We start from the raw sequence: 26,939 nt of genomic DNA, 5'->3' as shown, positions 1-26,939 counted from the left end.
AACCGCCACGCGCCTCCCGTCCGCCGCCCGGTGGGATCACGGCGTCGCCGGCAGCACGATGGTGAACTCGCCCCCGTCGGCGCGCGCGGACGCGCGGATGCTCCCGCCGAGCCGGCGGACGAGGCGCGCTGCGATGGAGAGGCCGAGGCCGGTGCCCACGGCCCGGGTGTTCCGGTACCGGTCCGCGAGCACGCCGCGCTCGAGTGCCTCGGCGGCATCCCGGTCGGTGAGCCCCGGCCCGTCGTCCTGGACGACGAGCACGGCGACCGGACCGGTGTCGGTGCGGTCGGCCTCGGCCCGGACGCGCACGGTGGACCCCGGGGGCGATGCCCGGAGTGCGTTCTCGAGCAGCCCGTCGAGCAGCTGTCGCACGCGCATCGGGTCGGAGACACACGGCACCGGATCGCCGAGGGGCGGGCGGGCCAGCACGAGCCGCACGTCGAGTGCCTCGGCGGTCGCTCCCCAGGCCGCGACCGACTGCGCGGCGAGCGCCGCCAGGTCGACGGGTTCGGTGCGCAGGGGGAAGTCGTCGGCCTGCAACCGGGCGAGTTCGAGCAGGTCACGGACGAACGCGTCGAGTCGCGTGGTCTCGGTGACGAGGGTCCGTCCGACGTCCGCGGTGGCCGATGGGGGGATCAGGCCGTCGGCGAGGGCGTCGGCGTACCCGCGGATCCCGGTGAGCGGGGTGCGGATCTCGTGCGACACGGACAGCAGGAACTCGCGCTGTCGGCCTTCGGAGGTCGTGATGGCGGCGTCGAGCGCCCCGAGCGCGGTGTCGATGGCCGTGATCTCGGCGGCCGTCCCACCGTGGGGGTCCGGCGTCGGCAGGATCCCGCGCTCCCCGTCCGCCAGGCGGCGTGCCGCGGCTGCGGTGCGTCGGAGGGGGCGGACCAGCCGGCGGGCCACGAGCGCGCCGATCGCACCGGCGACGGCCGCTCCGGCGAGCGCCGCGAGCACGAGCAGGCCGGCCAACCGACGGACCGCGGCACGGATGACGGAGAGGTCCTGCACGGCGATGACGGCGTCGCCCCGTCCGGCACGGGTGCCCTCGAGCAGGGAGGTCTGTCCGGCGGCGCGGACCCGGGTGGACAGGGTGCCGTCCCGCTGCACGGTCCGGATCGCGGCGGTCGGCACGAGGGTGGTGACGGACGCGGTTCCCCCGGCGGACGCGGAGGTGCTCGCCGGCACGGTGGTGCCGTCCGCGCGGACCAGCAGGAGTCGCACGCGCCCGACGCCGGCACGGTCCAGGTTCCGGACGAGCGTGGCGCGTTCGACCGGGGGTGCCCCCGCGACGATGCGGATGGTCGAGCGGAGGTCCTGCTGGGCCTGCCGGACGGTGGTGCTCTGGACCAGCGCGAACGCGCCGCCGACGGTCGCGAAGGCACCGAGGAGCGCCACGAGCACCGTGGTGGTGACGAGCTGCGCGGTCACCGTCCACCCGCGGCGCGGCCCGCGGAGCACCTCGCCCGTGCGGTCCGTCAGCCCGCTCCCCGCGCGGTCCGTCAGCCCGCTCCCCGCGCGGTCCGTCAGCCCGCTCCCCGCCTGCCGGTCCGTCATCCCGCCCCCAGCACGTACCCGACACCGCGGACCGTCCGGAGGCCCGCGGTGTCGCCGAGCTTCGCCCGCAGCTGCGCCACGTGGACGTCGACCGTGCGACTCCCCCGGTAGTCCGCGACGCCCCACACGGCGGAGAGGAGCTGCGCGCGGTCGAACACCCGGCCGGGGCTCGCCATCAGGTACGCGAGCAGGTCGAACTCCGTCGCGGTGAGCTGCACGGGAGCGCCGTCGACGTCGACGACCCGGGCCCGCGCGTCGAGACGGACCGGGCCGACCCGGAGCACCGCGGAGCGCAGCCCGATCTGGCTGCGGCGGACGAGGCCCTTCACCCGTGCCGCGAGCTCGCGACCGGAGAACGGCTTCGTCATGTAGTCGTCGCCGCCGAGTTCGATGCCGAGGATCCGGTCCACCTCGGCGTCGCGCGCGGTGGCGAACAGCACCGGGGTCCAGTCCTCGTCCGCGCGCAGTCGCTTGCAGAGGTCGATGCCGTCGCCGTCCGGCAGACCGACGTCGACCACGGCGGCCACCGGGCGGAGGGTGCGGATCGCGGCGAGCCCGGCCTCCGCGGTGCGGCTGACGTGCACGGAGAACCCGGCGTCCGTGAGGTAGATGCGTTCGACGTCCGCGATGACCGGGTCGTCCTCCACCACGACCACCAGTCCCGCCGTTCCGTCCACGACCCCAGTCAACCGCTCGCACGAGCTTCGCGGCGACGCCTTACACAACGCGTACACGGCCCGAACGGGAAGCCCTCGGGGCCGGGCGAGGATGCTGCTCGGCGGACGACGGACGGCCGCCGGAGGAAGGACCACCATGCACACCCTCACCACTCGTCTCCTCGCCGGCGCTGCCGGTGTCGTGACCGTCGGCGCGATCGCGATCGGCAGCGTCGCCGCGGCGAACGCGGCCACTCCCGCCCCGGCACCGTCGGCGCCCTCGCAGTCGACGTCCGCCGCCACCGGGCTGCTCTTCCGCGCGATCGCACCGCGCGCGATCCGAGCCGAGTTCGGCTCGGTCCCGTCCGCGCTGACGTCCGACGCGAAGGCCCTCGCGGGCAAGAAGGGCACCGACCGGAAGACTGCGGTCCGGTCGATCGAGACGAAGGCGCTCGACGGCGGGTACGGCAGCCAGGTCGAGTCCGCGGCGACGGCGGCGAAGGCCGCACTGGCGACCGAGCCGGCGGCGCTCCGGAAGGCGCTCCGCGCGCTGCACGGCACCACCGGGACCGCGCGGGCCCAGGCCCTGGCGGCGATCGACACCGCGGCCCTGCACGGCACCTACGGCACGGGGATCCAGCGTTGGGCGCGGACGGTGCAGGCGGACGTCGCCCGACAGCAGGCGGACCGGCTCCCCGCGATCGTGGGGTCCGTGATCTGAGCGGATCGGCGGCGGGACCGGACCGGCGAGCTGCCCGGTCCCGCCGCCGGCACGGGTTCAGGCCGTGGCGAGCCGTTCGTGGATCGGCCCGGACTCGGTCACCAGCGGCCGACCCGAGTGCCCGGTGCGGACCGTCACCACCTCGGCCATCACGGCGAGGGCGAGTTCGGCCGGCGTGGTCGCGCCGATGTCGAGCCCGATCGGCGATCGCAGGCGACCGAGGTCCGGCGTGCCGAGGTCCCGGAGGCGCTCGAGCCGGCTCTCGTGCGTCGACCGCGAGCCCATCGCCCCGACGTACCCGGCACCGCGGCGCAGGGCGAGGTCGAGTACCTCGGCGTCGAACCGGTCGTCGTGCGAGAGCACCACCACGACCGTCCGTTCGTCGATCGCGGTGTCGGCGAGCACCCGCGGCGGCCACCCGACGACCAGGTCCTGCGCCGCCGGGAACCGTTCGTCCGTCAGGAACACCGGCCGCGGGTCGACGACCGTCACCGCGTAGCCGAGCATCGCGGCCATCGAGGTGACGGCGACTGCGAACTCGACCGCGCCGACGACGATGCAGCGCGCGCGGCCGCCGGCGTACTCGGTGAACACCCGCGTCCGGCAGCCGTCAGCCGGCGTCACGACCGAGCCGAGCATGCCCGCCTCGAGCGACAGACCGAGCGACGTGGCGGCACCGGACGCGGCGGTGCGGAGCGCGTCGACGATCGCGTGGTCGTCGGGCGTCACCCGGTGCACGAGCACCTCGATCCGGCCCCCGCAGCGGAGCGCCGGTGCCCAGAGGGCGTCGGGATTCTCAGCCGCGTCGTCACTGCCGTCCGGCTCGAACCCGAACCCGGCGAGCACGGGCGTGCCCGTGGCGAGGACCTCCTCGGCGGTCTCGAACAGCGCCCCTTCGACGCAGCCGCCCGACACGGTCCCGACGACGCGGCCGCCCGGGAGCAGGGCCATCGACGTGCCGGTGCCGCTCGGCGCGCTGCCGCGCACGTCGACGGCGGTCGCCACGGCGATGGCCGCCCCGGTGTCGAGCGCGGCCAGGAGGCGCGGTGCCAGTTCGAACATCACGCACCTCCGGCGTCGGCGAGGGCCCAGATCCGGTCGCGGGTCATCGGGAGCCGGTACGGGCGCACCCCGATCGCGTCGCGGACCGCGTTCGCGATGGCCGGAGCGACGGGGTTGTAGGGAGCCTCGCTCATCGACTTCGCGCCGAGGGGTCCGAGCGGGTCGTGGGTGTCGGCGAACAGCACCTCGGTGCGGGGCACGTCGGAGATCTTCGGCACGCGGTACGACCGGAAGGCGTCGGTCAGGACCCGGCCCTCGCCATCGAGCAGGACCTCCTCGTACAGGGCGGAGCCGATCGCCTGCGCGGAGCCGCCCTCGACCTGGCCGCGGAGCTGCTCCGGGTTCAGGACGGTGCCGGCGTCCACTGCCTGCACGCTCTGCAGCACCCGGACCTCCCCCGTGGGTCGGTGCACGGCGACCCGGGCACCGTGCACCGTGAACGCGAGGGACCGCGGGGTGCCGTCGTGACTGCCGTGCGCGAGGGCGGGACCCTCGGCGAGCAGGTCGTCGAGCGGGACGACCTCGTCGCCGACCTGCACCCCGTCCGGTCCGATCACGACGGCGGGCCCGAGCACGCCCGATGCCGTCCGCGGTGTCCGGGCGGCGACGATCGCCAGCGCACGGCCGGTCAGGTCCTGCCGGAGGGCCTGCGCGGCCGCGTACAGCGCCTTCCCCGCGACGACGACGCCGGCGGACCCGAACGCACCGGTGTCGTGCACGGCCGCGTCGGTGTCGGACTGGTGCACGTCCACCCGGTCCGGGGTCGTGCCGAGCGCGGTGGCGACGAGCTGGGTGTGCACGGTGGTGGTGCCGTTGCCGAACTCCGCGGTGCCGACCCCGATCCGGTACCGGCCACCCGGGGTGAGTTCGACCGTCGTGTGGGCGATGTGCCCGCGCGGTGGCAGCGTGGCGATCGCCCCCAGGGCGATCCCGGTGCCGTGCGCCCAGTCGGGTGAGTCGTCGAGTGGTGGGCCGTCCGTGGTGGCGACCCGCGCCTCCCGTCCCGCCGGTACCGACCCGGCGACCGCCGGTGCCGTCGTCGGTCCGTCGGCGAGCGCCTGTTCGACGAGGTCGAGGCACTGGTCGAGGCCGTAGCTGCCCTCCCACCGCAGGTCGGTCTCCTCGTGCAGGTCGGTGACGACCAGGGGGTCGCCGGGCACGACGACGTTGCGCCGTCGGAACGTCACCGGGTCGATGCCGAGCTGCCGCGCGAGCTCGTCCATCGCCGACTCGATCGCGAAGACGACCTGGCCGAGCCCGTACCCGCGGAACGCCCCCGAGGGCAGGTTGTTCGTGTAGACCGACTCGGCGTCCACCCGCTTCGCCGGGCACCGGTACACCGCGACCGACTCGCTCACGGAGTGGAACATCACCCCGATCCCGTGGTTGCCGTAGGCGCCGGTGTCCATCGTCTGGTCGACGTGCATGGCCGTGAGCGTGCCGTCGGCCGTGGCGCCGAGCCGGACCCGGACGCGCATCGGGTGCCGCGTCGGGGCGATGGTGAACTCGTCGCGGCGACTGAACTCGTACTGCACCGCGCGACCGGTCGTGAGGACCGCGAGGGTGACCAGGTCCTCGGTGAGGAGCTCCTGCTTGCCACCGAACCCGCCGCCGACGCGCTTGGCGACGACGCGGACCCGCTCGGGGTCGAGGCCGAAGACGTGCGCGATCTCGTCCCGGACCAGGAACGGCACCTGGGTCGCGGTCCGGAGGAGCAGCCGCCCGTCGCGGTCGAGGGAGCCGCGGGTCGCGTGCGTCTCGAGTGCGGCGTGTGAGACCCGCGGGGTGGACCAGACGCCCTCGACGGTGGCATCGGCGCTGGCGAGCGCTGCCTCGACGTCGGCGGTCTCGCCGTGCAGGCTCGCGACGACGTTCCGCCCCGGCTCGGCGATCCGGTGCTCGTCGGTCGTCTTCTCGCCGTGCAGCAGCGGCGCTCCGGGCGCGCGCGCGGCGTCGGGGTCGTGCACGCTCGGCAGCACCTCGTACTCGACGACGAGGAGTGCGCAGGCCTGCTCGGCGGTGCGGACGCTGTCGGCGACGACCGCGGCGACCCGCTGCCCGCGGAACCGCAGCACCCGGTCGAGCACGCGGGTGTCGTCGGGGTCGTCGAGTCGCGACTGGTGGCGACCGGTGGAGAACAGCACGCCGGGGTCGTCCTCCGCGGTGAGGACCGCGTGCACACCGGGCAGGGCGAGGGCCGCCGTGGTGTCGATCGACAGGACGCGGGCGTGGGCGTGCGGGCTGCCCAGGACGGCGAGGTGGAGCAGGCCCTCGGTCGGCCGGACGTCGAGCGTGTACTCCTCGCGCCCGGTCACGATCCGACGAGCGGCCGGGGCGGCGATCGACCTCCCGACCGCGTCACCGGCGTCCGCGCAGGTCGTGTTCGTGATCCCGTCGAGGGCGTCCTCGATCGACCGGTAGCCCGTGCACCGGCAGAGGTTGCCCTTGAGCCGACGGTGGCGGTCGGCCAGGTCGTCCGGCCCGAACGTCGACGCGGTGACGACGAACCCGGCGGTGCAGAACCCGCACTGGAACCCGGCGGCGTCGGCGAAGGCGCGTTGCACGGGGTGCGGCTCCTCCGGCGTCCCGAGTCCGGCCGCCGTCGTCACGGTCCGACCCTCCAGCCGGTGGGCCGGGGTGATGCACGAGTGCACCGGGACGCCGTCGAGCAGCACGGTGCACGCCCCGCAGTCGCCGGAGTCACAGCCCTTCTTCACGGCGGTCACGCCCTGCCCGCGGAGCAGCGTCCGGAGCACCTGACCGGGGGCGGGCGTCACCGACAAGGGCTCGCCGTCGACCTCGAACCTCATGCCGCGCCCCCGACCGCGGCGGCCGCTTCGCGGCGGAGCTCGTGCGCGGAGGTCGTGCTGACCGCGCGCCGCCAGTCCGGCGAGCCGTGCGGGTCGTCGTACCAGTCGTCGTGCGTCCCGAGGGCTGCGTCGAGGGCGTCCGCGTCGGGCACGGTCGGGAACCGGAAGACCACCGGGCGGGGCGTGGCCGCGGTGATCACCAGGAGGAACCCGGCGTCGGACCAGCGCGCGGTGACGAGGGACCCGGATCTGCCGTACGGGGCGAGCGACACCCGCCGGTACCCGGTCGTCTCGGCCAGCGCGGCGACCGGCACGTCGAAGGCCCGGATGACGTCACCGTCGGCGAGGTCGAGCGACTGGACGCCGAGGACGAGGTCCGCCACCGGCACCCGCCGCTCCCCACCGTCGGCGGTCCACACCTCTGCGGTCGCGTCGAGCGTCACCAGCAGCGCCGTGAACGCCCCGGCCGGCAGACCCACGGCCACGTTGCCGCCGACGGTCGCGGCGTTCCAGACCTTGAACGACGCCAACAGCGCGTTCGCGCACTGGTCGACGAGCGGCCAGGCGCGCCACGCGGGCTCCGGCGCGACCCGCAGCAGGGCCGCGATGGTGCACGTCGCGGCAATCCGCAGCGTCGTCGGGGTGCGCTCGACGTCCGGCCACCCGAGCGTCGTCAGGTCGACCAGTCCGGTCAGGCCCGGCTGCTCCTCGGAGAACAGCCAGGTACCCCCGGCGAGCGGTCGCTCACCGGGTGCGAGTGCGAGGTCGTCGCGGTGCGACGGTGTCCGTACGGTGCGGACGGAGACGAGGTCCATGCAGGGGTCCGATCGGGGTGGCGGGAACGAGCGAGGCGGTGCCTGCCGCTCGTCGGCCGTGCGCGATCATGCCCCGGTTCCACGCCGCCCCGGGCCGGCTCGAGCTGGTGTCGCTCATCCTCGGCCTCCTCGGTCATCACGCTGCTGGGTGTGGGGTCAACCGTAGGCACCCGGTGTTTCCGCGCCGTTTCGATCCGGCGACGGTGGGTGACGCGTACCCGGTGCGGCGGGCCGACCGCGGTGTCCGACTGCCATGCTCGGTGGATGACAGGCGACGGGACCGAGCCCACGCGCACCGTCGGCGTGGTCCTCGCCGCCGGCGCGGGCACCCGGATGGGGCGCCCGAAGGCGCTCGTGGCCGACCCGCAGGGCCGGTCGTGGGTGCGGCTGGCCGTGACCGCGCTGCTCGACGGCGGGTGCAGCGACGTGGTCGTCGTGCTCGGCGCGGCCGCCCGGGAGGCACGACTCGCCCTGCCCGACGACGCGCGCGTCCGCAGCGTGGTCGCCTGCGACTGGGAGCGCGGGCTGAGCGCCTCGCTGCTGGCCGGGCTCGACGCGGTGGCGGCCGACCCAGAGGTCGAGGCGGCACTCGTCACGCTCGTCGACCTGCCGCGGCTCCCCGCGGCGGCCGTGCGTCGCGTGCTCGGTGGTGCGGCCGGCCGCACCACCGCACTTGCGCAGGCGGTGTACGCCGACCGCCCGGGGCACCCGGTGCTGCTCGGACGTGCCCACTGGCCGGGGCTCATGGGCGAACTCGCCGGGGATCACGGGGCCGGTGCGTTCCTCCGTCGTGCCGGTGCCACACGGATCGACTGCGGTGACCTCTGGGACGGACGCGACCAGGACCGGCTGGCCGGCGGCGGCGGTTCCTGAGGGGCTGACCGGCGCCGGCGGTGTCCCAGCACTGGGTGGTGGAACGGCACTGCCCGGCCGGTCGACGCGACCGGCCGGGCAGTGGATCCGCCGGGGACTACGCCGCGCCGTGCGTCGCGCGGCTCCGACGGGACAGCGAGTCGATGATCACGGCGAGCAGCAGGACGGCGCCCGTGATCATGTAGCGGATCGACGAGTCGAGGCTCAGCAGCGTCAGACCGTTCGAGATCGACTGGATCACGATGATCCCGAGGAGCGCCGACCACGCGCTGCCCCGCCCGCCGAACAGGCTCGTCCCGCCGATGACCGCCGCCGCGATGGCGTTCAGGTTGGTGTCCCCGGCACCCGACGACAGGCTCGCCGAGTTCAACCGGGCCGCGGCGAGGAGTCCACCGACCGTGGCGAACAGCGACGTGAGCATGAACACGGAGATGTAGACACGGTTGACCCGGATGCCCGATCGCCGTGCCGCCTCGACGTTGCCGCCGACCGCGTACACGGACCGGCCCCACCGGGTGCGCGTGAGGAGGAAGTTCATGAGCACGACCAGGACGACGAAGAAGACGAACGACGTCCCCGTCCCGAAGTCGCGGGACAGGTACCACGCGACGATCACGAGCCCGATGAGCAGCGCGACGCTCTTGACGATCGTCACCGACATCGACCCGGTCGAGAGGCCGGCGCGGGCCCGGCGACGAGCGCGCCGGAGGTCCGAGAACAGGAGCCCCCCGGCGGCGACCGCGGCGAGCACGTACGCGAGCCACGGCGGCAGGTACGAGTTCGACGCGAACTGCACGATCGGGGAGTTGAACGGCAGGTTGATCGACCCGTTCGGCCCGAGGATCAGCAGCTGGAGGCCGAGGAACCCGAGCAGACCGGCCAGGGTGATGACGAAGCTCGGCACGCCGAACCGCGTGAACAGGAGCCCGTAGAGCAGCCCGGCCGCCGCCCCGACCGCGAGCGAGACGACCAGCACCAGCCACAGCGGCCAGTGCAGGGTCGTCAGCCCCTGTCCGAGGATCGCCGCGGCGAGCCCGCTGATGCTCCCGACCGACAGGTCGATCTCACCGAGCAGCAGGACGAGCACGATGCCGATCGCGATCGTGCCGACCGCCGCGCACTGGAGCGCGAGGTTGACGAGGTTGCTCGGGGACAGGAAGTCCGGGGACAGGATCTGGAAGATCGCCCAGATCACGACCAGCCCGACCACGACGGGCAGGGACCCGATGTCGCCGCCCCGCACGCGGCGCACGAAGGCCCGCGCGGCGCCGCCGAGACCCTGGTCGCGCAGCAGACGCTCGTCCTGCAGGTCGGCCGCGGACGGCGTCGGGGATGCGGCAGTGAGGGTCTCGTTCTGGTTGCTCATGCTGACGCTTCCTGGTTCGTTCGGCTGGCCGCGCGACGGGTGACCGCGTTGTCGGTGGCTCCGGTGATCGCGGCGATGATCTGTTCGTAGGAGACGTCCTCGATCCGGAACGTCCCGTTGTTGCGGCCGAGGCGCAGGACGGCGACGCGATCCGCGACCGCCTGCACGTCCGCCAGGTTGTGGCTGATGAGGATGACGCCGTGCCCGCGTTCACGGAGGCGCTCGACGAGGTTGAGGACCTCGGCGGTCTGTGCCACGCCGAGCGCGGCGGTCGGTTCGTCCAGGATCACGACACGGGGGTCACCGATGAGGGACCGCGCGATGGCGACCGTCTGGCGCTGACCACCCGACAGGGAGGCGATCGGGATGCGGACCGACGGGATGCGCGCGGCGAGCTGCTGGAGGAGCTCCCACGAGCGGCGCTCCATCTCCTCCTCGTCGAGGACGCCGTGGCTGATCTCGCGCCCGAGGAACAGGTTCGAGACCACGTCGAGGTTGTCGGCGAGCGCCAGGTCCTGGAACACCGTCGCGATGCCCAGCGCCTGCGCGGCCGTCGGGTTCGCGATGGTGACGTCCTCGCCGTTGAAGGTGATCGTGCCCTCGTCGGGCGTGTAGACGCCGGCGAGGATCTTCACGAACGTGGACTTGCCAGCGCCGTTGTCGCCGACGATCGCCACCACCTCACCGGGGTGGACGTCGAGGTCGATGCCGCTCAGGGCCTGGACGGCACCGAAGCGCTTGCTGATGCCGCGGAGGGACATCACCGGTTCGACCGAACCGGGGATGTCAGGGGTGGTGGATGTCACGGAGTCGTCCTCGGGTCGACGGCGGCCGCCCGGGTCACGGGCGGCCGCCTGGGGGTCACTTGATGCCGGCGGCGGTGCAGGCCGCGGCGTACTGCGAGGTGCAGATGTCCGTCACCTTGTAGAGGCCGTCCTTGACGACGGTGCTCTCCACGTTGTCCGCGGTGACGGCGACCGGCTGCAGGAGCGTCGCCGGGACACTCGCTCCACCCTTGGTCTTCACGGTGGTGCTGGAGCTCGGCTTCTTGCCGTTCGCGAAGTCGACCGCGAGGTCGGCCGCCTGCGACGCCTCCGGCTTGAACGCCTTGTAGACGGTCATGTACTGCTCGCCGGAGAGGATCCGTTGCACGCCGGCCAGGGATGCGTCCTGTCCGGTGACGGGCGGCAGCTTCTTGACGCCGGCCGACTTCAGCGCGGCGATCACGCCGCCGCCGGTGTCGTCGTTCGCTGCGTAGACGCCCGTGATCTTGTCCGCTCCGAGCTTGCTGACCTGACCGGATGCCCAGTCCTGCGCCTTCGCGGGGTCCCATCCGGGGGTGTCGTACTCGGCCAGCACCTTGTAGCCGCTGGCGTCGATCACCTTGTGGGCGCCGGCCTTGAACTGCGAGGCGTTGTTGTCCGTCGGGGAGCCGTTCACCATGATGATGCCGGCACCTGCGGGGGCGTTCTTCTTCTTGAGTGCGTCCACGAGTGCCGTGCCCTGCAGCTCGCCGACCTTCTCGTTGTCGAACGAGATGTAGTAGCTCAGGTCCGCGCTGTCGATGAGTCGGTCGTAGGAGATGACCGGCACGTTCTTCGCCTTCGCCTGCTGCACGATCGATGCCGCGGCTTCGCCGTCGAACGGGTCGAGCACGAGCACCTTGACGCCCTGCGTGAGCATCGACTGCGCCTGCTGGAGCTGCTTGGAGGCGTCGCCGTCGGCGTTCGCGTACACGACGGAACACCCGCTGCACTTGTTCTTCACCTCCGCCGTGAAGAGTGGACGGTCGGCGCTCGCGTAGCGGGCGGTGACGGAGTCGGGCAGGAGCAGACCGATCTTCGCGGACTTGGCGTCCCCGCCGGTTCCGCCGGCCGCGCCGCCCGTTCCGGCGCCCGCGCCGTTCGAGCAGCCCGTGAGCGTGGCGACGGAGAGGATCAATGCGGCAGCGCCGACGATCGCTCTCTTGGTGGCTGTCTTCATTGAGAGTCCTCCAACAGGTGGTCCCGCCATCGTCGGCGGTGGAAGTGAGCATCCCATCGAAGTTCGCTGGCGTCAAGAAGTGAAGGCAAGGAAGTCACGAGGGCGCACAACGTCATGCCGTGGCAGGGATCTCCACCGATTCGATCGCCAGGGCGAGCGCCCCGGACACCGCGGCGTCCTGTCCGAGTTGGCCCTGCACGATGTCCGGTTCACCGGCGACGTCGACGATCAACCCGGCCTCGATCGCACGTCGCATCGGGCCGAGGAGCAGCTCGCCCGCGCGGGCGAACTCCCCCGTGACGACTACCCGGTCCGGGTCGAGGACGTTGCACAGCCCGCCAGCGGCGGTCCCGATCACGTGGCCGGCGTCGGCGATCGCCCGGATGCACGTGTTGTCCCCGGACATCCCGCGGAGGATCAGGTCACCGAGCTTCATCGAGCCCACCTCGTCGCGGATCCGGGCCAGGACCGCGGGCGCCCCCGCCACCGCCTCCAGGCACCCCCGGCTCCCGCAGCGACACCGCGGGCCGTCCTGCATCACCGCCGCGTGGCCGAACTCACCGGCGATGCCGTGCGACCCCCGGAAGAGCCGGCCCTCGAGCACGAGGCCGGCACCGATCCCGTCGCCGATGTCCAGGATGACCGCGTTCCGACAGCCCCGCGCGGCTCCGCTGCGGAGCTCGGCGACCGCCGACAGGTTGGCCGAGTTGTCCACGTGGACCGGCCGCTGCACCCGCTCCTGCAGGGACGCGCCGATCCGCAGCCCGTCCCAGCCCCGCATGATCCCGGCGCGCGCGGTCATCCCCGTCGTGGCGTCCATCGGGGCGGCGATCGCGAACCCGATGCTCATCACCTCGCTGAGGTCGGAGTCGACCGTCTCGAGCATGTCGGTGATGAGCACGGCGATCTTGTCGAGCTCGCTGTCGGCGCGGTGGTCTCGCGCGAGGGGCATGTGCCGCTCGGCGAGGACGGTCATGTTGAGGTCCGAGACCGCCACCCGGAGGTGCCGCGGCGAGACGTGCACCCCGACGACCATCCCGAGTCCGTGCGGCAGGGTCACCTTGAGCGCCCGGCGGCCGCTGTACGTGCTCGGCGCGGAGTGCAGCGTCCCGCTCGCGACGAGTTCCTTGACGATGTTCGACACGGTCGCGGGCGAGAGGCCGGTCGCGCCCGCGAGCTCGACCTGGGTCATGCCGCCCAAGCGCTTCACGGCGGAGACGACTCGGTTGCGGTTGGCTTCACGTAGTGAAGCCTGGCTCCCGGGACTTCGCCGTCGATCGTTCACGTCCGTCACCATAGACGATCGCCGAGATCACGCCGAGTGACAACGCACCCGCCCGCTCACCGCGCCGGTCGCCCGCCACGCTGCCCCGGCGGGAACCGCCTGCTCACCGGGACCGCGCTGTCCGCCACGCCGTCGGCAGGACGGCGACGGCGGCGATGGCGACGACGGCCGCAGCGCAGCCGGACCACGCAGCGAGGTCGAACCCGGCCCAGGGCACGCCGACCAGTCCCTGACTGATGCCGGCCAGCGCGGGCAGGACGGCGACGGTCCCGATCACGATCGACACGACGGCGATGAACCCGGTCTCGACCAGCGCCGCCCGCATCAGTTGCCCACGAGTGGCACCGGTGCGGCGCAGCAGGGCGAACTCGTCCCGTCGACCGCGGACGGACGTCACGAGGGTGTTCGCCGCCACGGCCCCGACGAGGACGAGCAGGGCGGCGAGGAGCACCCACGAGAGCTGCCGCTCCCCGTCCCCCGCCTCGACCGACCGCCTGACGAAGCCGTCGGGGTCGGTGGCACGGAGCCCCATCGACTCCACTGCCGCCCGGATCCTCGCCCGGTCGGAACCCGTCGCCTCGACGAACAGCGCGTCGGTCCGCTCGGTCGGGCGCGCCTGCGTGAGGTAGTCGCCGAACCCCAGACCCCGGTCGAACACCGCCACGATCCGCTCGGCCTCGATCGCCCCGCCGTCACGGCGGACCTCGACGGAGTCCCCGACTCCCTTGCCTGCGAGCGCCACGGTGTCGCTGCTCACGGCGATGGTCCGGGGAGCGTGGAGCCCGCGCAGCGAGCCCGCCACGACCGCAGGGTCGACCAGGGGGTGGACGGCCGAGAGCGTCCGGATCGACACCGACTCCCACGACAACGCGTCGAGCGCCGGGAGGTCCTGGTCGTCGGAGTCCGTGCGGACGGACACCTGCGTGCTCCCGGTGGAGGTCGTCGCGGTGACGCCCGGGAGGGCCTCGACCGCCGACACCTGTTCGTGCGTCACGCCCGACGCCGACGTCACGACGAGGTCCGCGCGCACGCCGGACCGGAGTTGCTGCTCCGTGCCGTGCTCGACGGCGACCGCGGTGCCGGTCTGCACCGACCCGAGCGCCACGAGCAACGCCAGGGGGATCACCACCGCACTGAGTCGACGGGGGAACCCCCGGGCGCTCGTGAGTGCGAGCATGCCGATGGCCCCGTGCCGAGCGGCGAGCGCCGAACGGGCGGCTCGTTGCACCAGCAGCGGGCCGGCGAGCGCCGCAGCGACCACGAGCAGGATCGCGGACGATGCCCCGGTGGCGCTGCCGACGCCCCCGGGTACGGCGAAGGGCGTGGCCGCCGCCATCAGGCCGAGTGCCGCGGTGGTGACCGCGAGGACGGTGCGGACGCGGGAGAGCACCGGCTCGTCGACGGCGCTCTCCCGGACGGCGGCCGCGGTGCTGGACCGGGCCGACGCGCGGGCGGCCGCCCGGGCGGCGAGCAGCCCGGTCGGCAGCAGCACGGCGAGGGTGCACACGATCGGGATCACGGACGGCGTCAGGCCGACCCCGGCGGGCACGATCCCACTGGACCGGAGCAGCGGCGTGACGAACGGCGCGGCGAACGTCCCGGCGACGGCCGCCGCGGGCGCGATCACCGCCACCAGCACGAGCACCTCGGTCGTGACCATGACCCGCACCTGGCGCGCGGTGGCGCCGACGGCACGGAGGAGCGCGAACTCGCGACGCCGTTCCCGGAGCACCGCGGTGAACGTGGTCGCGACCATGAACACGGTGATGGACACCAGCGTCCCGGCGAACGACCCCCCGACGGCGATCAAGGAGGACGCCTGCGGGTCACGCAGACCCGCCTCGAGCCAGGCGGCGGTCACCGCGAGGAGCGCCGCGGCGAGCGCGATGACGACGCTCGCCCCGACGAGCGCCGAGCGGTTGACGAGCAACGAGCGGACTGCGGCGCGCACGGCTCAGCGTCCGATCGTGCTGGTGCGACCGGCGGCAAGGACGCGCGCCGTGACGGACTCGACCGTCGGTGCGGTGAGCTCGTCACGGATGCGGCCGCCGTCGACGAACACCACGCGATCCGCGAGGGCCGCGGCCCGTGGGTCGTGGGTGACGAGGACGAGTGTCTGGCCCCGCTCGTCCACCGTCGCGCGCAGCAACCGGAGCACCTGGTCGGCGGTCGCGGTGTCGAGGGCACCGGTGGGTTCGTCGGCGAACACGACGTCGGGCGACGCGACGAGTGCCCGGGCGATCGCCGCCCGTTGTCCCTGGCCTCCGGAGATCTGCCCGGGCAACCGGTCGCGGAGTCCGCCGATGCCGACCGACGCCAGGAGCGCATCGAGGCGGTCGTCCTCCACCCCGACGCCCGCGAGGGTGAGCGGGAGCCGGACGTTCTCGCGGATCGTGAGGTGCGGGACGAGGTTGTACCCCTGGAAGACGAAGCCGACGTGCTCCCGGCGGAAGCGGGTGAGCGCGTCGGGCGACATCGGACCGATGTCCACCCCGCCGATCGCCACCCGTCCACGGGAGACGACGTCCAGGCCGGCGGCGCAGTTCAGCAGCGTCGACTTGCCGGAACCGGACGGTCCCATGACGGCGGTGAAGCTGCCGGTGTCGACCTGGAGCGTGACCTCGTCCAGGGCGGTGGTGGTCTCCGGCCCGTTCGGGTAGGTCTTGCTGACACGGTCGAGCAGGACCGCTGTACCGGTACGGACGGGGGCGAGGATCGACGGCATGCAGGACTCCTTGCGAGGGCGGAACGGGACGTCCTCAACGCTAGGAGTCGGGTCGCGCCGCCCCGAAACCCGGAGGGTGGAACTCCCGGACCTGCATCCTTCGGTGCAGGTCGCGCCTCAGAGCCCGACGCTGCCCTGCGTGATGCCACCGTCGATCGTGACCGTGGTCGCCGTCATGTAGCCCGCCTTGCCCGAGGCCAGGAACACGACCACGTCGGCGATCTCCTCCGGCTTCGCCAGTCGTCCCAACGGGATCGCCGCGTCGAGCTGCTTGAGCTTCTCCGGGTCGGTCGTCGTCGCCGTGTTGATCGGGGTGTCCACGGCCCCCGGCGCGATGTTCACGATCCGGATGCCGTGCGCACCGAGTTCGACACCGCCGGTCCGGGCGAGCATCCGCATCCCGCCCTTCGAGACGCAGTACGCGATGTTGCCCGGCATGGGCCAGTCCTCGTGCACGCTCGAGATGTTCAGGACCAGTCCCCCGTCGCCCTGCGCGATGAACTGCTTCGCGGCGTGCTGGGTGGCGAAGAACGCGCTCTTCATGTTCACGGCCATCAGCCGGTCGTAGCCCTCCTCGGTCTCCTCGAGCAGGGACTTGCGGTCCTCCATCCCGGCGTTGTTCACCAAGACGTCGAGCCGGCCGAACGTGTCGACGGCGGTCTGGACCATCGTCTGCAGGTCGGCCGCCTTGGTGATGTCGGCGTCGACCCCGACCGCCTTGCCCCCGGCGTCCTCGATCTTCTTGATGAGTGCGTCGGTGGCCTCGGGGTGTGCGACGTAGTCGATGACGATGTTCGCCCCCTCCGCCGCCGCGGCGAGGCAGATCTGCTCACCGATCCCGCTGTTCCCACCCGTGACGACGATCGTCTTTCCCTGCAACAGCATCCTGTTCCTCCTTGTGTCGTTCGTTCCCAGTGGTGCACCCGTGCGTCACCGCGACGGGGAGTTCCGCTTCGTCGGTCGTGGGTCGGGTCTCCCGTGCCACGCGACCGCCGGTCAGCCGAGCGTGATGGCGATGAGGCCGCCGACCCCGACCATGTACAGCAGCAGGACGATGAGCGAGTCCAGACCCATGCCGAGCACGTACTTCCGCGGCCGGAACACGAGCCCGACCGCGTAGACGACGGTCAGGAGCGCGGCGAGCGCGGTGAGGAAGATGTCGCTCGCGTTCGCCTGCGGCAGCACGGCCTTGCCCGAGATCACCGTGGCCACCAGGAACAGCACCGGCAGGAACGCGTTCCCGCCGAAGATGTCGCTGATCGCCAGGTTGTCGTCGCCCTGCTTCACGGCCTGGAGGCCCGTGGAGATCTCCGGCAGACTCGTCGCCAGAGCCAGGACGGTCGCGCCGAACAGCACGCCGGACAGGCCGATCTTCGACGAGGCCGCGTCGCCGGCCAGCTCCAGGACGACACCGGCGACGAGGGTGGCCAGCGCCGCGATCGCGAAGACGACCGCCGCCTTCGCCGTGCTCATCGTCTTCGTGGGGTCGGGCTTGCGCGTCCGGTGACCGAGGTGCGGGGTGGTGGTGTCCGGTGCCTTGCCGTCCTCGTGCCACGGCAGGCCCTTGCTCGCGCGCTGGACCAGGAACAGGCCGACGAGCCAGATCGCGGCGATGAGCACCACGTCCGGGGTCAGGCGGGCGACGACGAGTCCGGCGGGCAGCTGGCTGCCGGCGATCACGACGGCGAGCACCGCGACCACGACGACGGCTTCGAGCACGAGGGTCAGGGACGCCGCGCGGTACGTGATCGGCTTGACGCCCTTCCCGCGCTTGCCGAACGCGTCGAGGATCACGATGACCACCGTCTGCAGCGCGATGCCACCGAGGATGTTCCCCGCCGCGACCTCGATCGATCCCGATGCCGCGGCGCTCACGGTGATCGCGATCTCGGGCAGGTTCGTCGCGACGGCCAGCACGATCAGGCCGCCGAGCGCGCTGCCGAGGTGCAGGCGGTCGTCGAGCACGTCGGTGGTCTTCGACAGCTGGATGCCGGCGAACCAGATCACCGCCGCACCGGCGACGAAGACGACGACGAGCAACCACAGGGGCAGGGAATCCATGAGCGCGGCTGGACCATTCTCGGACGAAGGGACGGTGTGAGACAGTTGTACGCCTACAAGTCATCGAGGTCCGCCAGCCGGCGGCATCGCAGTGCGCGACCCGGCTCCTCGCTCGGCCGGAGGGAGGAGGCAGCCGTGGTTTCTGGAGCGCAGGACATCGAGGACGTCCTCGCCGCCTCGCGCGGCCTGCTCGGCGTGGTCGCGCGGACGATCGCACCGGCGCTCGAACACGTCACGGTCCCCCAGTTCCGACTGATCGTCCTCGTCGCTGCACTCGGGCCGACGCGATCGAGCGATCTCGCGCAGCGTCTCGCGGTCTCCGTGTCGACCCTCACACGGAACGTCGACCGTCTTGTGGCGGGCGGCTGGGTGCGCCGTCGGGCGAACAGCTCGAGCAAGCGCGAGGTGCTCGTCGAAGCGACGGAGCACGGCCGGGCACTCGTGGACGAGGTCACCCGGAGGCGACGACGCGAGTTGGAGACGGTGCTCGCGGGCCTGTCCGACGACGATCGCAGCAAGGTGGTCGAGGGCTCACGGGTCCTCCGCACCGCCCTGGACGAGCCGCTGCTCGAGGACGTCTCCGGTTTCGGCGGCTGAAGCCCTCAGTCGTCCGACCGGCCCTGAGCACCCTTGGCCGGGGGCCGCTCCTGCTGCCGCAGGATGCCGAGGAACTCGTCCGCCATGCCGAGGTGTTCGACGAGCTTCGCTCGGCGTGCCTCGGTGTCGGCGATGTAGGCGTCCAGCTGGTCGCGGAGCTCTGCCTCGCGGCGCTCCGTGGCGTCGGCGCCGAGGGCGTCGACCACCGCGAGGAGCTCGCTCATCTGCTCGAGGGTGAAGCCGAGCGGCTTCATCCGGCGGATCAGGAGGAGCCTCGTGAGGTCCGCGTCCGTGTAGAGCCGGAACCCGCCCTCGGTGCGCGCGGAGGGGTGCAGCAGCCCGACTTCGTCGTAGTGGCGGATGGTGCGGTGTGACAGACCGGTGCGATCGGCGAGTTCGCCGATGTGCATCGTGGTGTCGGTCGTCGACTCGGTCATCCGTGCTCCCTCGGCCGTCGTGCGCCCCGATCGTAACGGTCCCCGCGCACGGCTCGCCTGGCATCCGGGTGATCGGCCGCGGGATCGGGGACACCGCGGCGATGGTCGGAACGCGGCAACCCTCCCGTTCCGGTAGTGTCGACGGCGAACTCTTCCGTAACGGAAGACTCTGTCGACGCAGCAAGGAGATCCGATGGCGACCATCACGCCCGCGCCCGTCCTGGTCCACACCAGTCCGAGCGTGTCGACCGCACTGCGGTCCCCACGCATCCTCACCCGGGAGGTCCTCGCCGGCCTGGTCGTCGGACTCGCACTCATCCCGGAAGCGATCTCGTTCTCGATCATCGCGGGCGTCGACCCGAAGGTCGGCCTCTTCGCCGCGTTCGTGATGGCCGTCACCACCGCGGTCCTCGGCGGCCGCCCCGCGATGATCTCCGGCGCCACCGGGGCCGTGGCGCTCGTCATCGCACCGGTGATGCGGACGCACGGGTTCGACTACCTCATCGCGACCGTCATCCTCGGCGGCGTCTTCCAGCTGATCCTCGGCGCCGTGGGCGCTGCGAAGCTGATGCGGTTCGTCCCCCGGTCCGTGATGACCGGGTTCGTCAACGCCCTCGGCATCCTGCTGTTCGTGGCGCAGATCCCGAACCTCATCGGCGTGCCGTGGCTCGTGTGGCCGCTCGTCGCCGCGGGCATCGCGATCATCGTGCTCTTCCCGCGCCTGACGAAGGCGATCCCCGCGCCGCTCGTCGCGATCGTCGCAGTGACGCTCGTCACCGTCCTCGCCGCGATCGACATCCCCACGGTCGGCGACCAGGGCAGCCTGCCGGACACCCTCCCGACGTTCTTCCTCCCGCACGTGCCCCTGACCCTCGCGACGCTGACGACGATCGCGCCGTACGCCGCCGCGATGGCGGTCGTGGGTCTCCTCGAGTCGTTGATGACCGCGAAGCTCGTCGACGAGATCACCGACACCGGCTCCCGGAAGACCCGGGAGGCCCTCGCCCAGGGCACCGCGAACATCCTCTCCGGTTTCACCGGCGGCATGGGCGGGTGCGCGATGATCGGTCAGACGATGATCAACGTCCGCGCGTCCGGCGCCCGGACCCGGATCTCGACCTTCATGGCAGGGATCTTCCTGCTGATCCTGGTCGTCGTCCTCGGCCACGTCGTCGCGATCATCCCGATGGCCGCGCTCGCGGCAGTGATGATCATGGTCTCCGTGGGCACCTTCAACTGGCACAGCGTGAAGCCGTCCACCCTGAAGCGGATGCCCGCCGGCGAGACGGTCGTCATGGTCCTGACGGTGATCATCGTCGTCGCGACCGACAACCTCGCGATCGGGGTCATCGTCGGCGTGATCGCCGCGATGGTCGTCTTCGCCCGCCGGGTGTCCCACTTCGCCAACGTCTCACGCAGCATCGAGGCCACCGACACCGGCGAGCAGCACGCGCTCTACACCGTGCAGGGCGAGCTGTTCTTCGCCTCGAGCAACGACCTCACCACCCAGTTCGACTACGTCGACGACCCCGACCTCGTCATCATCGACATGTCCGGCTCCCACATCTGGGACGCCTCCACCGTGGCCGCACTCGACGCGATCGAGACGAAGTACCAGGCCCGCGGCAAGCGCGTCGACATCCAGGGGCTCAACGACGAGAGCCTGGCGTTCCACGGCCGCCTCGCCGGGAACCTCGGCGCAGGGCACTGACCCGGAGCCCCGCGGCGGCCCGACGAGGTCGCCGCCGTCGCGCCCCCGCGCGGAACGACACACGCTCCGTTTACGCTGGACACCTGGTCTGGTCCGCGCCGGACCCACTGACGAAAGGCAACACCACTCACCATGCCAGCTCCCCAGCACGCGCTCGACCTCAAGAAGCCCGCGCCCCTGAAGCGCGGCGCCCTGCGCGTCACCCCCCTCGGCGGACTCGGTGACGTCGGTCGGAACATGACCCTGTTCGAGCACCGCGGCAAGCTGCTGGTCGTGGACTGCGGCGTGCTGTTCCCCGAGGAGACCCAGCCGGGCATCGACGTCATCCTCCCCGACTTCACCGCCGTGCGGGACCGCCTCGACCAGATCGACGGCATCGTCCTCACCCACGGGCACGAAGACCACATCGGCGGGGTGCCGTACCTGCTGAAGGAACGCCCGGACATCCCGATCATCGGGTCGAAGCTCACGCTCGCGTTCATCACCGCCAAGCTCCAGGAGCACGGCATCACGCCCGTGACACACCAGGTCGCCGCCGGTGACCGGCACGACGCCGGACCGTTCGACCTCGAGTTCGTCGCCGTGAACCACTCCATCCCGGACGGGCTCGCCGTGGCCATCCGCACGAGCGCCGGCACCGTGCTGCACACCGGCGACTTCAAGATGGACCAGTTCCCGCTGGACAACCGCCTGACGGACCTGAACGCCTTCGCGCGGCTCGGTGACGCCGGGGTCGACCTGTTCATGACGGACTCGACCAACGCCGAGGTCCCGGGCTTCACCACCGCCGAGCACGAGATCGGCCCGGCGATCGACCGCGTCTTCCGCGAGGCCCCGAAGCGGATCGTCGTCTCGAGCTTCGCCAGCCACGTGCACCGCATCCAGCAGGTCCTCGACGCTGCGAAGCGCCACGGCCGGAAGGTCGCGTTCGTCGGCCGGTCGATGGTCCGCAACATGGGGATCGCCGCCGACCTCGGCTACCTCCACATCCCGGAGGGGCTCGTCGTCGACCTCAAGCAGCTCGGCAAGCTCCCCGACAACAAGAGCGTGCTGATCTGCACCGGGTCCCAGGGCGAGCCGATGGCGGCCCTGTCGCGGATGGCCCGGCGTGAGCACATCATCAAGGTCGGCGAGGGCGACACGATCCTGCTCGCGAGCTCCCTGATCCCGGGCAACGAGAACGCCATCTACGGCGTGATCAACGGCCTCATCCGCTGGGGCGCGACGGTCGTGCACAAGGGCAACGCGAAGGTGCACGTCTCCGGGCACGCCAGCGCCGGTGAGCTCGTCTACTGCTACAACCTCGTGAAGCCGAAGAACGTCCTGCCGGTGCACGGCGAGTGGCGGCACCTCGTCGCGAACGCCGAGCTGGCGGTCCGCACGGGGGTCCCCGAGGACCGCGTGCTCGTCGTCGAGGACGGCGTCGTCGTCGACCTCGACCGCGGCAAGGCCCGCATCGCCGGACGCATCCCGGCGCCGTACGTCTTCGTCGACGGGACCACGATCGGCGTCGCCACCGAGGACGCCCTGAAGGACCGCCTGTCGCTCGCCGAAGAAGGCCACATCACCGTCCTCGGCATCTTCGACGAGGGCACGCAGAAGCTCGTCGACCCGGTCGAGTTCCTGCCGAAGGGCTTCGTCGAGGAAGCCGGTTGGATGGACCACGCCGAGCAGGTCGCGGCGAAGGCCATCACCGAGGCCACGAACCGCGGACACCTCGACGGCGCCGGGGCCGAGCGGGCCATCGCCGACGGCTTGGAGCGCTGGTTCCTCCGCCGTCACCGGCGGACGCCGGTGATCACGGCGGTCGTCGTCGACGCCTGACACCGGACGCCTGACACACCGGCACCGGGCCTCCCGTCCGTCACGGCGCGCGTGCGCGCCCCGCTCGCCATGGGATCCGCTGAGACGGACGACCTGCACGGGGTCGCTGCCGGGGACCACCGGCGTACCGTCCCGCTCATGGACCTCCCCGTGATCGTGCTCGACGTCAACGAGACCATCTCCGACCTGTCCGCGCTCGCCCCGGCATTCGAGGCCGAGGGCGTGCCGTCGTCGCTGGCGCAGGCCCGGTTCGCCGCCACCCTCCGTGACGGCTTCGCACTGATGATCACCGGCGACACCCGATCGTTCACGGACGTGGCGCGCGCGGTCCTGGTCGGGCTCCTCTCCCAGACCGACACGCTGCACCGGCGGGCCGACGATGCGACTGACGCGATCCTCACCGCGTTCGCCGAGCTGCCACCCCACGACGACATCGCCGACGGCATCGCCGCGTTGGCGTCGGCCGGGCACCGCATCGTGACCCTGTCCAACGGTTCCGCTTCGAACGCCCAGGCGCTGCTCGAACGCGCGGGGGTCGCCCACTCGATCGAACGATGCATCGGCGTCGAGGACACCTCGATGTGGAAACCGCACCCCGAGGCGTACCTGCGGGGGCTCGAGATCATCCGCATCGCGCCCGGTGACGCGGTGCTGACCGCGGTGCATCCCTGGGATCTCCACGGCGCTCGACGCGCTGGCCTCCGGACAGCGTACGTCGACCGGAACGGAACACCGTGGCCCGGAGCGTTCACGCCTGCGGACTTCACCGTCCACACACTGGTCGACCTCCCCGCATTGCTCGCCTGAATGGTGCCCTGCCGGCTCGTGTGCGGGGCGCGCACGGACCGCCTCAGGCAAACCGCATCGCGCTCGAACCAGCGCCGCTCGCGACGGAGAGTCAGCGCAGGTCCAACGCCAGCGCTTGGCGACGGGGGGTGCGCACGATGAGCGCCAGGACTGCCATCAGGACCGGGATCGCGGCCAGGACCGTGACCGGGGTCGTGAACGTCCCGGTGATGTCGTGACCCGCGGCGAGAGCGAGCGGACCGAGGGCTGACGACGCGATGGCGATCCCGATCGCGATGCCGCGGATGGAGCCGATGTTGGCCTGGCCGTAGTAGCGGACGTACGTGGCGACCTCGATGCCGCGGAGGCTGCCGCCGGCTGCTCCGAGGACGAGCCCGTACAGCGTCGCCGACCAGGTCGTCGAGACGAGCGGCAGCATGAGCATCGCGGCGGCGAGCGTGAGCATCGCGAAGCACATCACGAGCTTCGGTGGGAGTCGATCCACCAGTGCCCCGGCGAGCAGTGTCGCGAGCAGGCTCGTCACGGTCTGCGGCAGGAAGTTCGCCGCCGCTTGGATCGGCGTGAGGCCCTGCTGTCCGAGCAGGGCGATCTGGTGGAAAGCGAGCCCGGTGCCGAGCATGCTCGACGTCGCAACCGTGCCGGCGAGGACCCAGAACATGCCGCTCCGGGCCGCCTCCTTCGCCGTCCACCCATCGACGACGACGACCGAACCGGTCGCGGTGCGTGCCGCGCGCGGGCGGGGCAGCAACAGCGCGAGCGGGATCACGATGAGGATCAGTGCGGCTGCTTCCCACCGCCACGTGTTCGCGTAGCCGACCTTGAGCAGGAGGTGCTCGATCCCGATCGGTGCCAGGGACACTCCACCGCTGCCGATGGCGCTGGTGATCCCGAGCGCGAGCCCTCGTCGGTGGTGCACGGCGCGGGCGATCGCCGTCGTGGCCGCGAGGCTCAGCGCACCTTGACCGGTCATCCGGAGGCCGACGAAGCCGAGCGTGAGCCCGGTGATGCCCTCGGCGAAGCTGACCGCGATGAGGATCAGCGCGAACGCTAGGGTCACGAGGATCGCGATGCGTCGGGCACCCCAACGGTCGAGCGCTCGGCCGAACAGGGGTTGGGCGAGCGCCCCGAGCAGGGTCCCGATGAGGTAGCTGGTCGAGATCTCCGTGCGTGAAGCGTGCAGCGCACGGATCAGCGGGTCGGTGAACGCGGAGAGGCCAGCTGTCTGCCCCGGGAACGTCATAGCGGAGATGAGCCCGGCAGCGACCACCGGGATGACCCAGACCCGCATGCCACCTCGGCGGACGGGGCGTTGCTCAGCGCGTTCGCGGCCGTCGACCCCGGTCACGGAACAGGACACTGTGGGCGCGAAGACCTGGGCGCGGAGACGGGCATGGGGTCCTGGCTCTCGAAGGTGGTGGCTCGGCGCGGGTCGCGGACGTTGACGCGTGTCGACGGGAGGCGCGGGAGGCGTTCGCTGGTGCGGCTGTCGGTCATCGCGCTCCGCCGCCCCGCGCCCGGAGATTGTCGAGCAGCTCGTCCACCATGCCCAGCTGCGCCTGCAGACGTTCCCGGCGGACCTCGGCGTCGCTGACGAAGGACGCCACGCGGGATCGCACCGCGGCGACGTCGACGCCAGGCTCTGCAGTGTCGAGGACCCGGACCGCGTCGACGAGGATCGCAGCCTCGGCGAGGGAGAACCCGAGGGGCTTCATCCGTCGAACCATCAGCAGCCACTCGACGTCCTCTTCCGAGTACAGGCGGAAACCGCCCTCTGTCCTGCTGGACGGGTGCAGCACCTCGGCAGTGTCGTACTCACGGATCGACTTGATCGACAGCCCCGTCCGCTCGGCGACCTCGCCGATGTGCATCAGGTGCTGCTCCGTTGCTGGGGTGTCGTCGTCGACCACTTGCGCTCCAACCCTTCCGTTGCGGTAGGGTCACAGCGTACCAAATCTTCCGTAACGGAAGATTCCGGGTCATGCTGGCCTCCTCGAAGCCGGCGTGCGCGACGACGCGCCCCACGACGTTTCCCGCGGGTGCAGAGCGCCCGCCGCTCACCGAAGGAGAACCGTGACAACAGTCACGCAACCCGTACCCGTGCAGGTGCACACCAGTCCGACCGTCCTCTCCGCGCTGCGAAGCCCGCGGCTGTTGGTCCGCGAGGCACTCGCCGGCCTCGTCGTCGCCCTCGCCCTGATCCCCGAAGCGATCTCGTTCTCGATCATCGCCGGCGTCGATCCCCGCGTCGGGCTCTTCTCGGCGTTCGTGATGGCCGTCGTCATCTCGTTCGCCGGCGGCCGCGCCGCGATGATCACCGGCGCCACCGGAGCCATCGCCCTCGTGATCGCGCCTGTCGTCAGGGACCACGGCCTCGACTACCTGATCGCGACCGTCATCCTCGGCGGCGTCTTCCAGCTGATCCTCGGCGCCGTCGGCGCCGCGAAGTTGATGCGGTTCGTCCCCCGGTCGGTCATGACCGGGTTCGTGAACGCCCTCGCGATCCTGATCTTCACCGCGCAGCTGCCGAACATCATCGGCGTCCCGTGGCTCGTCTGGCCCATCGGCGCGGTCGGCGTCGCGATCATCGTGCTGTTCCCCAGGCTCAACAAGACCATCCCGGCACCACTGGTCGCGATCGTCGTCCTGACCCTCGTCACCGTCATCGCTTCGATCGCGATCCCGCGTGTCGGCGACGAGGGCAAGCTCCCCGACAGCCTCCCGACGCTGTTCATCCCGCACGTACCCCTGACCGTCGAAACGCTGACGATCATCGCGCCGTACGCGCTCGCAATGGCGGTCGTCGGCCTGCTCGAGTCGTTGATGACCGCGAAGCTCGTCGACGAGATCACCGACACCGGCTCCCGGAAGACCCGTGAAGCCCTGGGGCAGGGCATCGCGAACATCGCATCGGGGTTCTTCGGCGGCATGGGCGGGTGCGCGATGATCGGGCAGACGATGATCAACGTGAAGGCCTCCGGCGCGCGGACTCGGATCTCGACCTTCCTCTCCGGTGTGTTCCTCCTGGTCCTGGTCGTGGCGCTCGGTCAGGTCGTGGCGATCATCCCGATGGCTGCTCTGGTCGCGGTGATGATCATGGTCTCCGTGGGCACCTTCAACTGGCACAGCGTGAAGCCGTCGACCCTGAAGCGGATGCCCGTCGGCGAGACGGTCGTCATGGTCCTGACGGTGATCATCGTCGTCGCGACGGACAACCTCGCCATCGGGGTCATCGTCGGCGTGATCGCCGCGATGGTCGTCTTCGCCCGCCGCGTGTCCCACTTCGCCAACGTCTCACGCAGCATCGAGGCCACCGACACCGGCGAGCAGCACGCTCTCTACACCGTGCAGGGCGAACTGTTCTTCGCCTCGAGCAACGACCTCACCACCCAGTTCGACTACGTCGACGACCCCGACCTCGTCATCATCGACATGTCCGGCTCCCACATCTGGGACGCCTCCACCGTGGCCGCACTCGACGCGATCGAGACGAAGTACCAGGCCCGCGGCAAGCGCGTCGACATCCAGGGGCTCAACGACGAGAGCCTGGCGTTCCACGGCCGCCTCGCCGGGAACCTCGGCGCAGGGCACTGACCTCCCACGACCTGATCGACGACGCCTGACGCTGGACGCCGGACGGGAGGCCCGGTGC

Annotated in this window: 23 protein-coding genes; 7 read left to right on the top strand and 16 right to left on the bottom strand. The window is 71.7% G+C overall.

Features of this window, described 5'->3' with window-relative positions:
• Positions 1–36: 36 nt before the first annotated feature.
• Positions 37–1,557: a HAMP domain-containing sensor histidine kinase gene (locus tag J7E22_RS01595; RefSeq protein WP_214978238.1), complete on the bottom strand. Its 1,521-nt coding sequence runs from the start codon at positions 1,555–1,557 to the stop codon at positions 37–39.
• Positions 1,554–2,234, bottom strand: a complete 681-nt coding sequence (locus J7E22_RS01590) for a response regulator transcription factor (RefSeq protein ID WP_308159100.1) — start codon at positions 2,232–2,234, stop codon at positions 1,554–1,556. The genes J7E22_RS01595 and J7E22_RS01590 overlap by 4 nt, the downstream gene beginning before the upstream one ends.
• Before the next feature lie 136 nt (positions 2,235–2,370).
• Between J7E22_RS01590 and J7E22_RS01585 the strand changes: the two genes are divergently transcribed.
• Complete coding sequence (locus tag J7E22_RS01585) at positions 2,371–2,934, top strand: hypothetical protein (protein ID WP_214978234.1); 564 nt, start codon at positions 2,371–2,373, stop codon at positions 2,932–2,934.
• A gap of 57 nt (positions 2,935–2,991) precedes the next feature.
• On the opposite strand, the gene J7E22_RS01580 is transcribed toward J7E22_RS01585, so the two are convergent.
• Genes J7E22_RS01580 through J7E22_RS01570 form a run of 3 tightly spaced genes read right to left on the bottom strand, consistent with a single transcriptional unit; the run spans position 2,992 to position 7,621 of the window.
• Positions 2,992–3,996, bottom strand: coding sequence for an XdhC family protein (locus J7E22_RS01580; RefSeq protein ID WP_214978232.1), 1,005 nt, complete (start codon positions 3,994–3,996; stop codon positions 2,992–2,994).
• A complete protein-coding gene (locus tag J7E22_RS01575; protein WP_214978230.1) occupies positions 3,996–6,806 on the bottom strand; it encodes a molybdopterin cofactor-binding domain-containing protein in 2,811 nt (936 codons plus the stop codon). The genes J7E22_RS01580 and J7E22_RS01575 overlap by 1 nt, the downstream gene beginning before the upstream one ends.
• On the bottom strand, positions 6,803–7,621 hold the full coding sequence (locus J7E22_RS01570; protein ID WP_214978229.1) for an FAD binding domain-containing protein: 819 nt from the start codon (positions 7,619–7,621) through the stop codon (positions 6,803–6,805). The genes J7E22_RS01575 and J7E22_RS01570 overlap by 4 nt, the downstream gene beginning before the upstream one ends.
• A 264-nt stretch (positions 7,622–7,885) precedes the next feature.
• Between J7E22_RS01570 and J7E22_RS01565 the strand changes: the two genes are divergently transcribed.
• Positions 7,886–8,494, top strand: a complete 609-nt coding sequence (locus J7E22_RS01565) for an NTP transferase domain-containing protein (protein ID WP_214978228.1) — start codon at positions 7,886–7,888, stop codon at positions 8,492–8,494.
• Between the two features lie 97 nt (positions 8,495–8,591).
• Here J7E22_RS01565 and J7E22_RS01560 read toward each other — a convergent pair whose 3' ends face one another.
• The 8 genes from J7E22_RS01560 to J7E22_RS01525 all read right to left on the bottom strand — a co-directional run bounded on the left by J7E22_RS01560 (position 8,592) and on the right by J7E22_RS01525 (position 17,914).
• Positions 8,592–9,860: a sugar ABC transporter permease gene (locus J7E22_RS01560; protein WP_214978227.1), complete on the bottom strand. Its 1,269-nt coding sequence runs from the start codon at positions 9,858–9,860 to the stop codon at positions 8,592–8,594.
• The gene (locus tag J7E22_RS01555) at positions 9,857–10,621 is read right to left on the bottom strand and encodes an ATP-binding cassette domain-containing protein (RefSeq protein ID WP_214978726.1); all 765 of its coding nucleotides are present in this window, start codon (positions 10,619–10,621) and stop codon (positions 9,857–9,859) included. Before J7E22_RS01555 ends, J7E22_RS01560 begins: the two co-directional genes overlap by 4 nt.
• Before the next feature lie 100 nt (positions 10,622–10,721).
• Entirely contained in the window at positions 10,722–11,843 is a 1,122-nt protein-coding gene (locus tag J7E22_RS01550) for a sugar ABC transporter substrate-binding protein (protein WP_214978226.1), read from the bottom strand.
• 112 nt (positions 11,844–11,955) lie between these two features.
• The gene (locus J7E22_RS01545) at positions 11,956–13,035 is read right to left on the bottom strand and encodes an ROK family transcriptional regulator (RefSeq protein WP_251008586.1); all 1,080 of its coding nucleotides are present in this window, start codon (positions 13,033–13,035) and stop codon (positions 11,956–11,958) included.
• Positions 13,036–13,231: 196 nt separating this feature from the next.
• Positions 13,232–15,079 carry an ABC transporter permease gene (locus J7E22_RS01540; RefSeq protein ID WP_214978223.1) on the bottom strand — a complete coding sequence of 616 codons (1,848 nt, stop codon included), beginning with the start codon at positions 15,077–15,079 and terminating at the stop codon, positions 13,232–13,234.
• A gap of 3 nt (positions 15,080–15,082) precedes the next feature.
• Positions 15,083–15,853 carry an ABC transporter ATP-binding protein gene (locus J7E22_RS01535; protein WP_214978221.1) on the bottom strand — a complete coding sequence of 257 codons (771 nt, stop codon included), beginning with the start codon at positions 15,851–15,853 and terminating at the stop codon, positions 15,083–15,085.
• Between the two features lie 117 nt (positions 15,854–15,970).
• The gene (locus J7E22_RS01530; RefSeq protein ID WP_214978219.1) at positions 15,971–16,738 is read right to left on the bottom strand and encodes an SDR family NAD(P)-dependent oxidoreductase; all 768 of its coding nucleotides are present in this window, start codon (positions 16,736–16,738) and stop codon (positions 15,971–15,973) included.
• 111 nt (positions 16,739–16,849) lie between these two features.
• Positions 16,850–17,914, bottom strand: a complete 1,065-nt coding sequence (locus J7E22_RS01525; RefSeq protein ID WP_214978217.1) for a sodium:calcium antiporter — start codon at positions 17,912–17,914, stop codon at positions 16,850–16,852.
• Between the two features lie 135 nt (positions 17,915–18,049).
• On the opposite strand from J7E22_RS01525, the gene J7E22_RS01520 reads away from it, so the two are divergent.
• Positions 18,050–18,511, top strand: coding sequence for a MarR family winged helix-turn-helix transcriptional regulator (locus J7E22_RS01520; RefSeq protein ID WP_214978215.1), 462 nt, complete (start codon positions 18,050–18,052; stop codon positions 18,509–18,511).
• 5 nt (positions 18,512–18,516) lie between these two features.
• On the opposite strand, the gene J7E22_RS01515 is transcribed toward J7E22_RS01520, so the two are convergent.
• Positions 18,517–18,948, bottom strand: coding sequence for a MerR family transcriptional regulator (locus J7E22_RS01515; RefSeq protein ID WP_214978213.1), 432 nt, complete (start codon positions 18,946–18,948; stop codon positions 18,517–18,519).
• A 193-nt stretch (positions 18,949–19,141) separates the two neighbouring features.
• Between J7E22_RS01515 and J7E22_RS01510 the strand changes: the two genes are divergently transcribed.
• The 3 genes from J7E22_RS01510 to J7E22_RS01500 all read left to right on the top strand — a co-directional run bounded on the left by J7E22_RS01510 (position 19,142) and on the right by J7E22_RS01500 (position 23,290).
• Entirely contained in the window at positions 19,142–20,659 is a 1,518-nt protein-coding gene (locus J7E22_RS01510; protein WP_214978212.1) for a SulP family inorganic anion transporter, read from the top strand.
• 132 nt (positions 20,660–20,791) lie between these two features.
• Entirely contained in the window at positions 20,792–22,483 is a 1,692-nt protein-coding gene (locus tag J7E22_RS01505) for a ribonuclease J (protein WP_214978210.1), read from the top strand.
• A gap of 138 nt (positions 22,484–22,621) precedes the next feature.
• Positions 22,622–23,290 carry a haloacid dehalogenase type II gene (locus J7E22_RS01500; protein ID WP_214978208.1) on the top strand — a complete coding sequence of 223 codons (669 nt, stop codon included), beginning with the start codon at positions 22,622–22,624 and terminating at the stop codon, positions 23,288–23,290.
• Positions 23,291–23,381: 91 nt separating this feature from the next.
• Here J7E22_RS01500 and J7E22_RS01495 read toward each other — a convergent pair whose 3' ends face one another.
• Both J7E22_RS01495 and J7E22_RS01490 read right to left on the bottom strand, forming a co-directional pair.
• On the bottom strand, positions 23,382–24,635 hold the full coding sequence (locus J7E22_RS01495) for an MFS transporter (protein WP_308159099.1): 1,254 nt from the start codon (positions 24,633–24,635) through the stop codon (positions 23,382–23,384).
• A 145-nt stretch (positions 24,636–24,780) separates the two neighbouring features.
• Entirely contained in the window at positions 24,781–25,197 is a 417-nt protein-coding gene (locus J7E22_RS01490) for a MerR family transcriptional regulator (RefSeq protein WP_308159098.1), read from the bottom strand.
• A gap of 163 nt (positions 25,198–25,360) precedes the next feature.
• Between J7E22_RS01490 and J7E22_RS01485 the strand changes: the two genes are divergently transcribed.
• A complete protein-coding gene (locus J7E22_RS01485) occupies positions 25,361–26,881 on the top strand; it encodes a SulP family inorganic anion transporter (protein ID WP_214978207.1) in 1,521 nt (506 codons plus the stop codon).
• The last annotated feature ends 58 nt before the right edge of the window (positions 26,882–26,939 follow it).

The organism is Curtobacterium sp. ISL-83 (assembly GCF_018613895.1).
Taxonomy (GTDB): Bacteria; Actinomycetota; Actinomycetes; order Actinomycetales; family Microbacteriaceae; genus Curtobacterium.
This window is presented reverse-complemented; position numbering and strand designations above follow the sequence as displayed.

Coding starts and splice junctions, on each gene's coding strand:
- J7E22_RS01595 (WP_214978238.1), bottom strand. CDS start 1,557: ATGACGGACCGGCAGGCGGGGAGCGGGCTGACGGACCGCGCGGGGAGC.
- J7E22_RS01585 (WP_214978234.1), top strand. CDS start 2,371: ATGCACACCCTCACCACTCGTCTCCTCGCCGGCGCTGCCGGTGTCGTG.
- J7E22_RS01580 (WP_214978232.1), bottom strand. CDS start 3,996: ATGTTCGAACTGGCACCGCGCCTCCTGGCCGCGCTCGACACCGGGGCG.
- J7E22_RS01575 (WP_214978230.1), bottom strand. CDS start 6,806: ATGAGGTTCGAGGTCGACGGCGAGCCCTTGTCGGTGACGCCCGCCCCC.
- J7E22_RS01570 (WP_214978229.1), bottom strand. CDS start 7,621: ATGGACCTCGTCTCCGTCCGCACCGTACGGACACCGTCGCACCGCGAC.
- J7E22_RS01565 (WP_214978228.1), top strand. CDS start 7,886: ATGACAGGCGACGGGACCGAGCCCACGCGCACCGTCGGCGTGGTCCTC.
- J7E22_RS01560 (WP_214978227.1), bottom strand. CDS start 9,860: ATGAGCAACCAGAACGAGACCCTCACTGCCGCATCCCCGACGCCGTCC.
- J7E22_RS01555 (WP_214978726.1), bottom strand. CDS start 10,621: ATGTCCCTCCGCGGCATCAGCAAGCGCTTCGGTGCCGTCCAGGCCCTG.
- J7E22_RS01550 (WP_214978226.1), bottom strand. CDS start 11,843: ATGAAGACAGCCACCAAGAGAGCGATCGTCGGCGCTGCCGCATTGATC.
- J7E22_RS01545 (WP_251008586.1), bottom strand. CDS start 13,035: ATGACCCAGGTCGAGCTCGCGGGCGCGACCGGCCTCTCGCCCGCGACC.
- J7E22_RS01535 (WP_214978221.1), bottom strand. CDS start 15,853: ATGCCGTCGATCCTCGCCCCCGTCCGTACCGGTACAGCGGTCCTGCTC.
- J7E22_RS01530 (WP_214978219.1), bottom strand. CDS start 16,738: ATGCTGTTGCAGGGAAAGACGATCGTCGTCACGGGTGGGAACAGCGGG.
- J7E22_RS01525 (WP_214978217.1), bottom strand. CDS start 17,914: ATGGATTCCCTGCCCCTGTGGTTGCTCGTCGTCGTCTTCGTCGCCGGT.
- J7E22_RS01515 (WP_214978213.1), bottom strand. CDS start 18,948: ATGACCGAGTCGACGACCGACACCACGATGCACATCGGCGAACTCGCC.
- J7E22_RS01510 (WP_214978212.1), top strand. CDS start 19,142: ATGGCGACCATCACGCCCGCGCCCGTCCTGGTCCACACCAGTCCGAGC.
- J7E22_RS01505 (WP_214978210.1), top strand. CDS start 20,792: ATGCCAGCTCCCCAGCACGCGCTCGACCTCAAGAAGCCCGCGCCCCTG.
- J7E22_RS01500 (WP_214978208.1), top strand. CDS start 22,622: ATGGACCTCCCCGTGATCGTGCTCGACGTCAACGAGACCATCTCCGAC.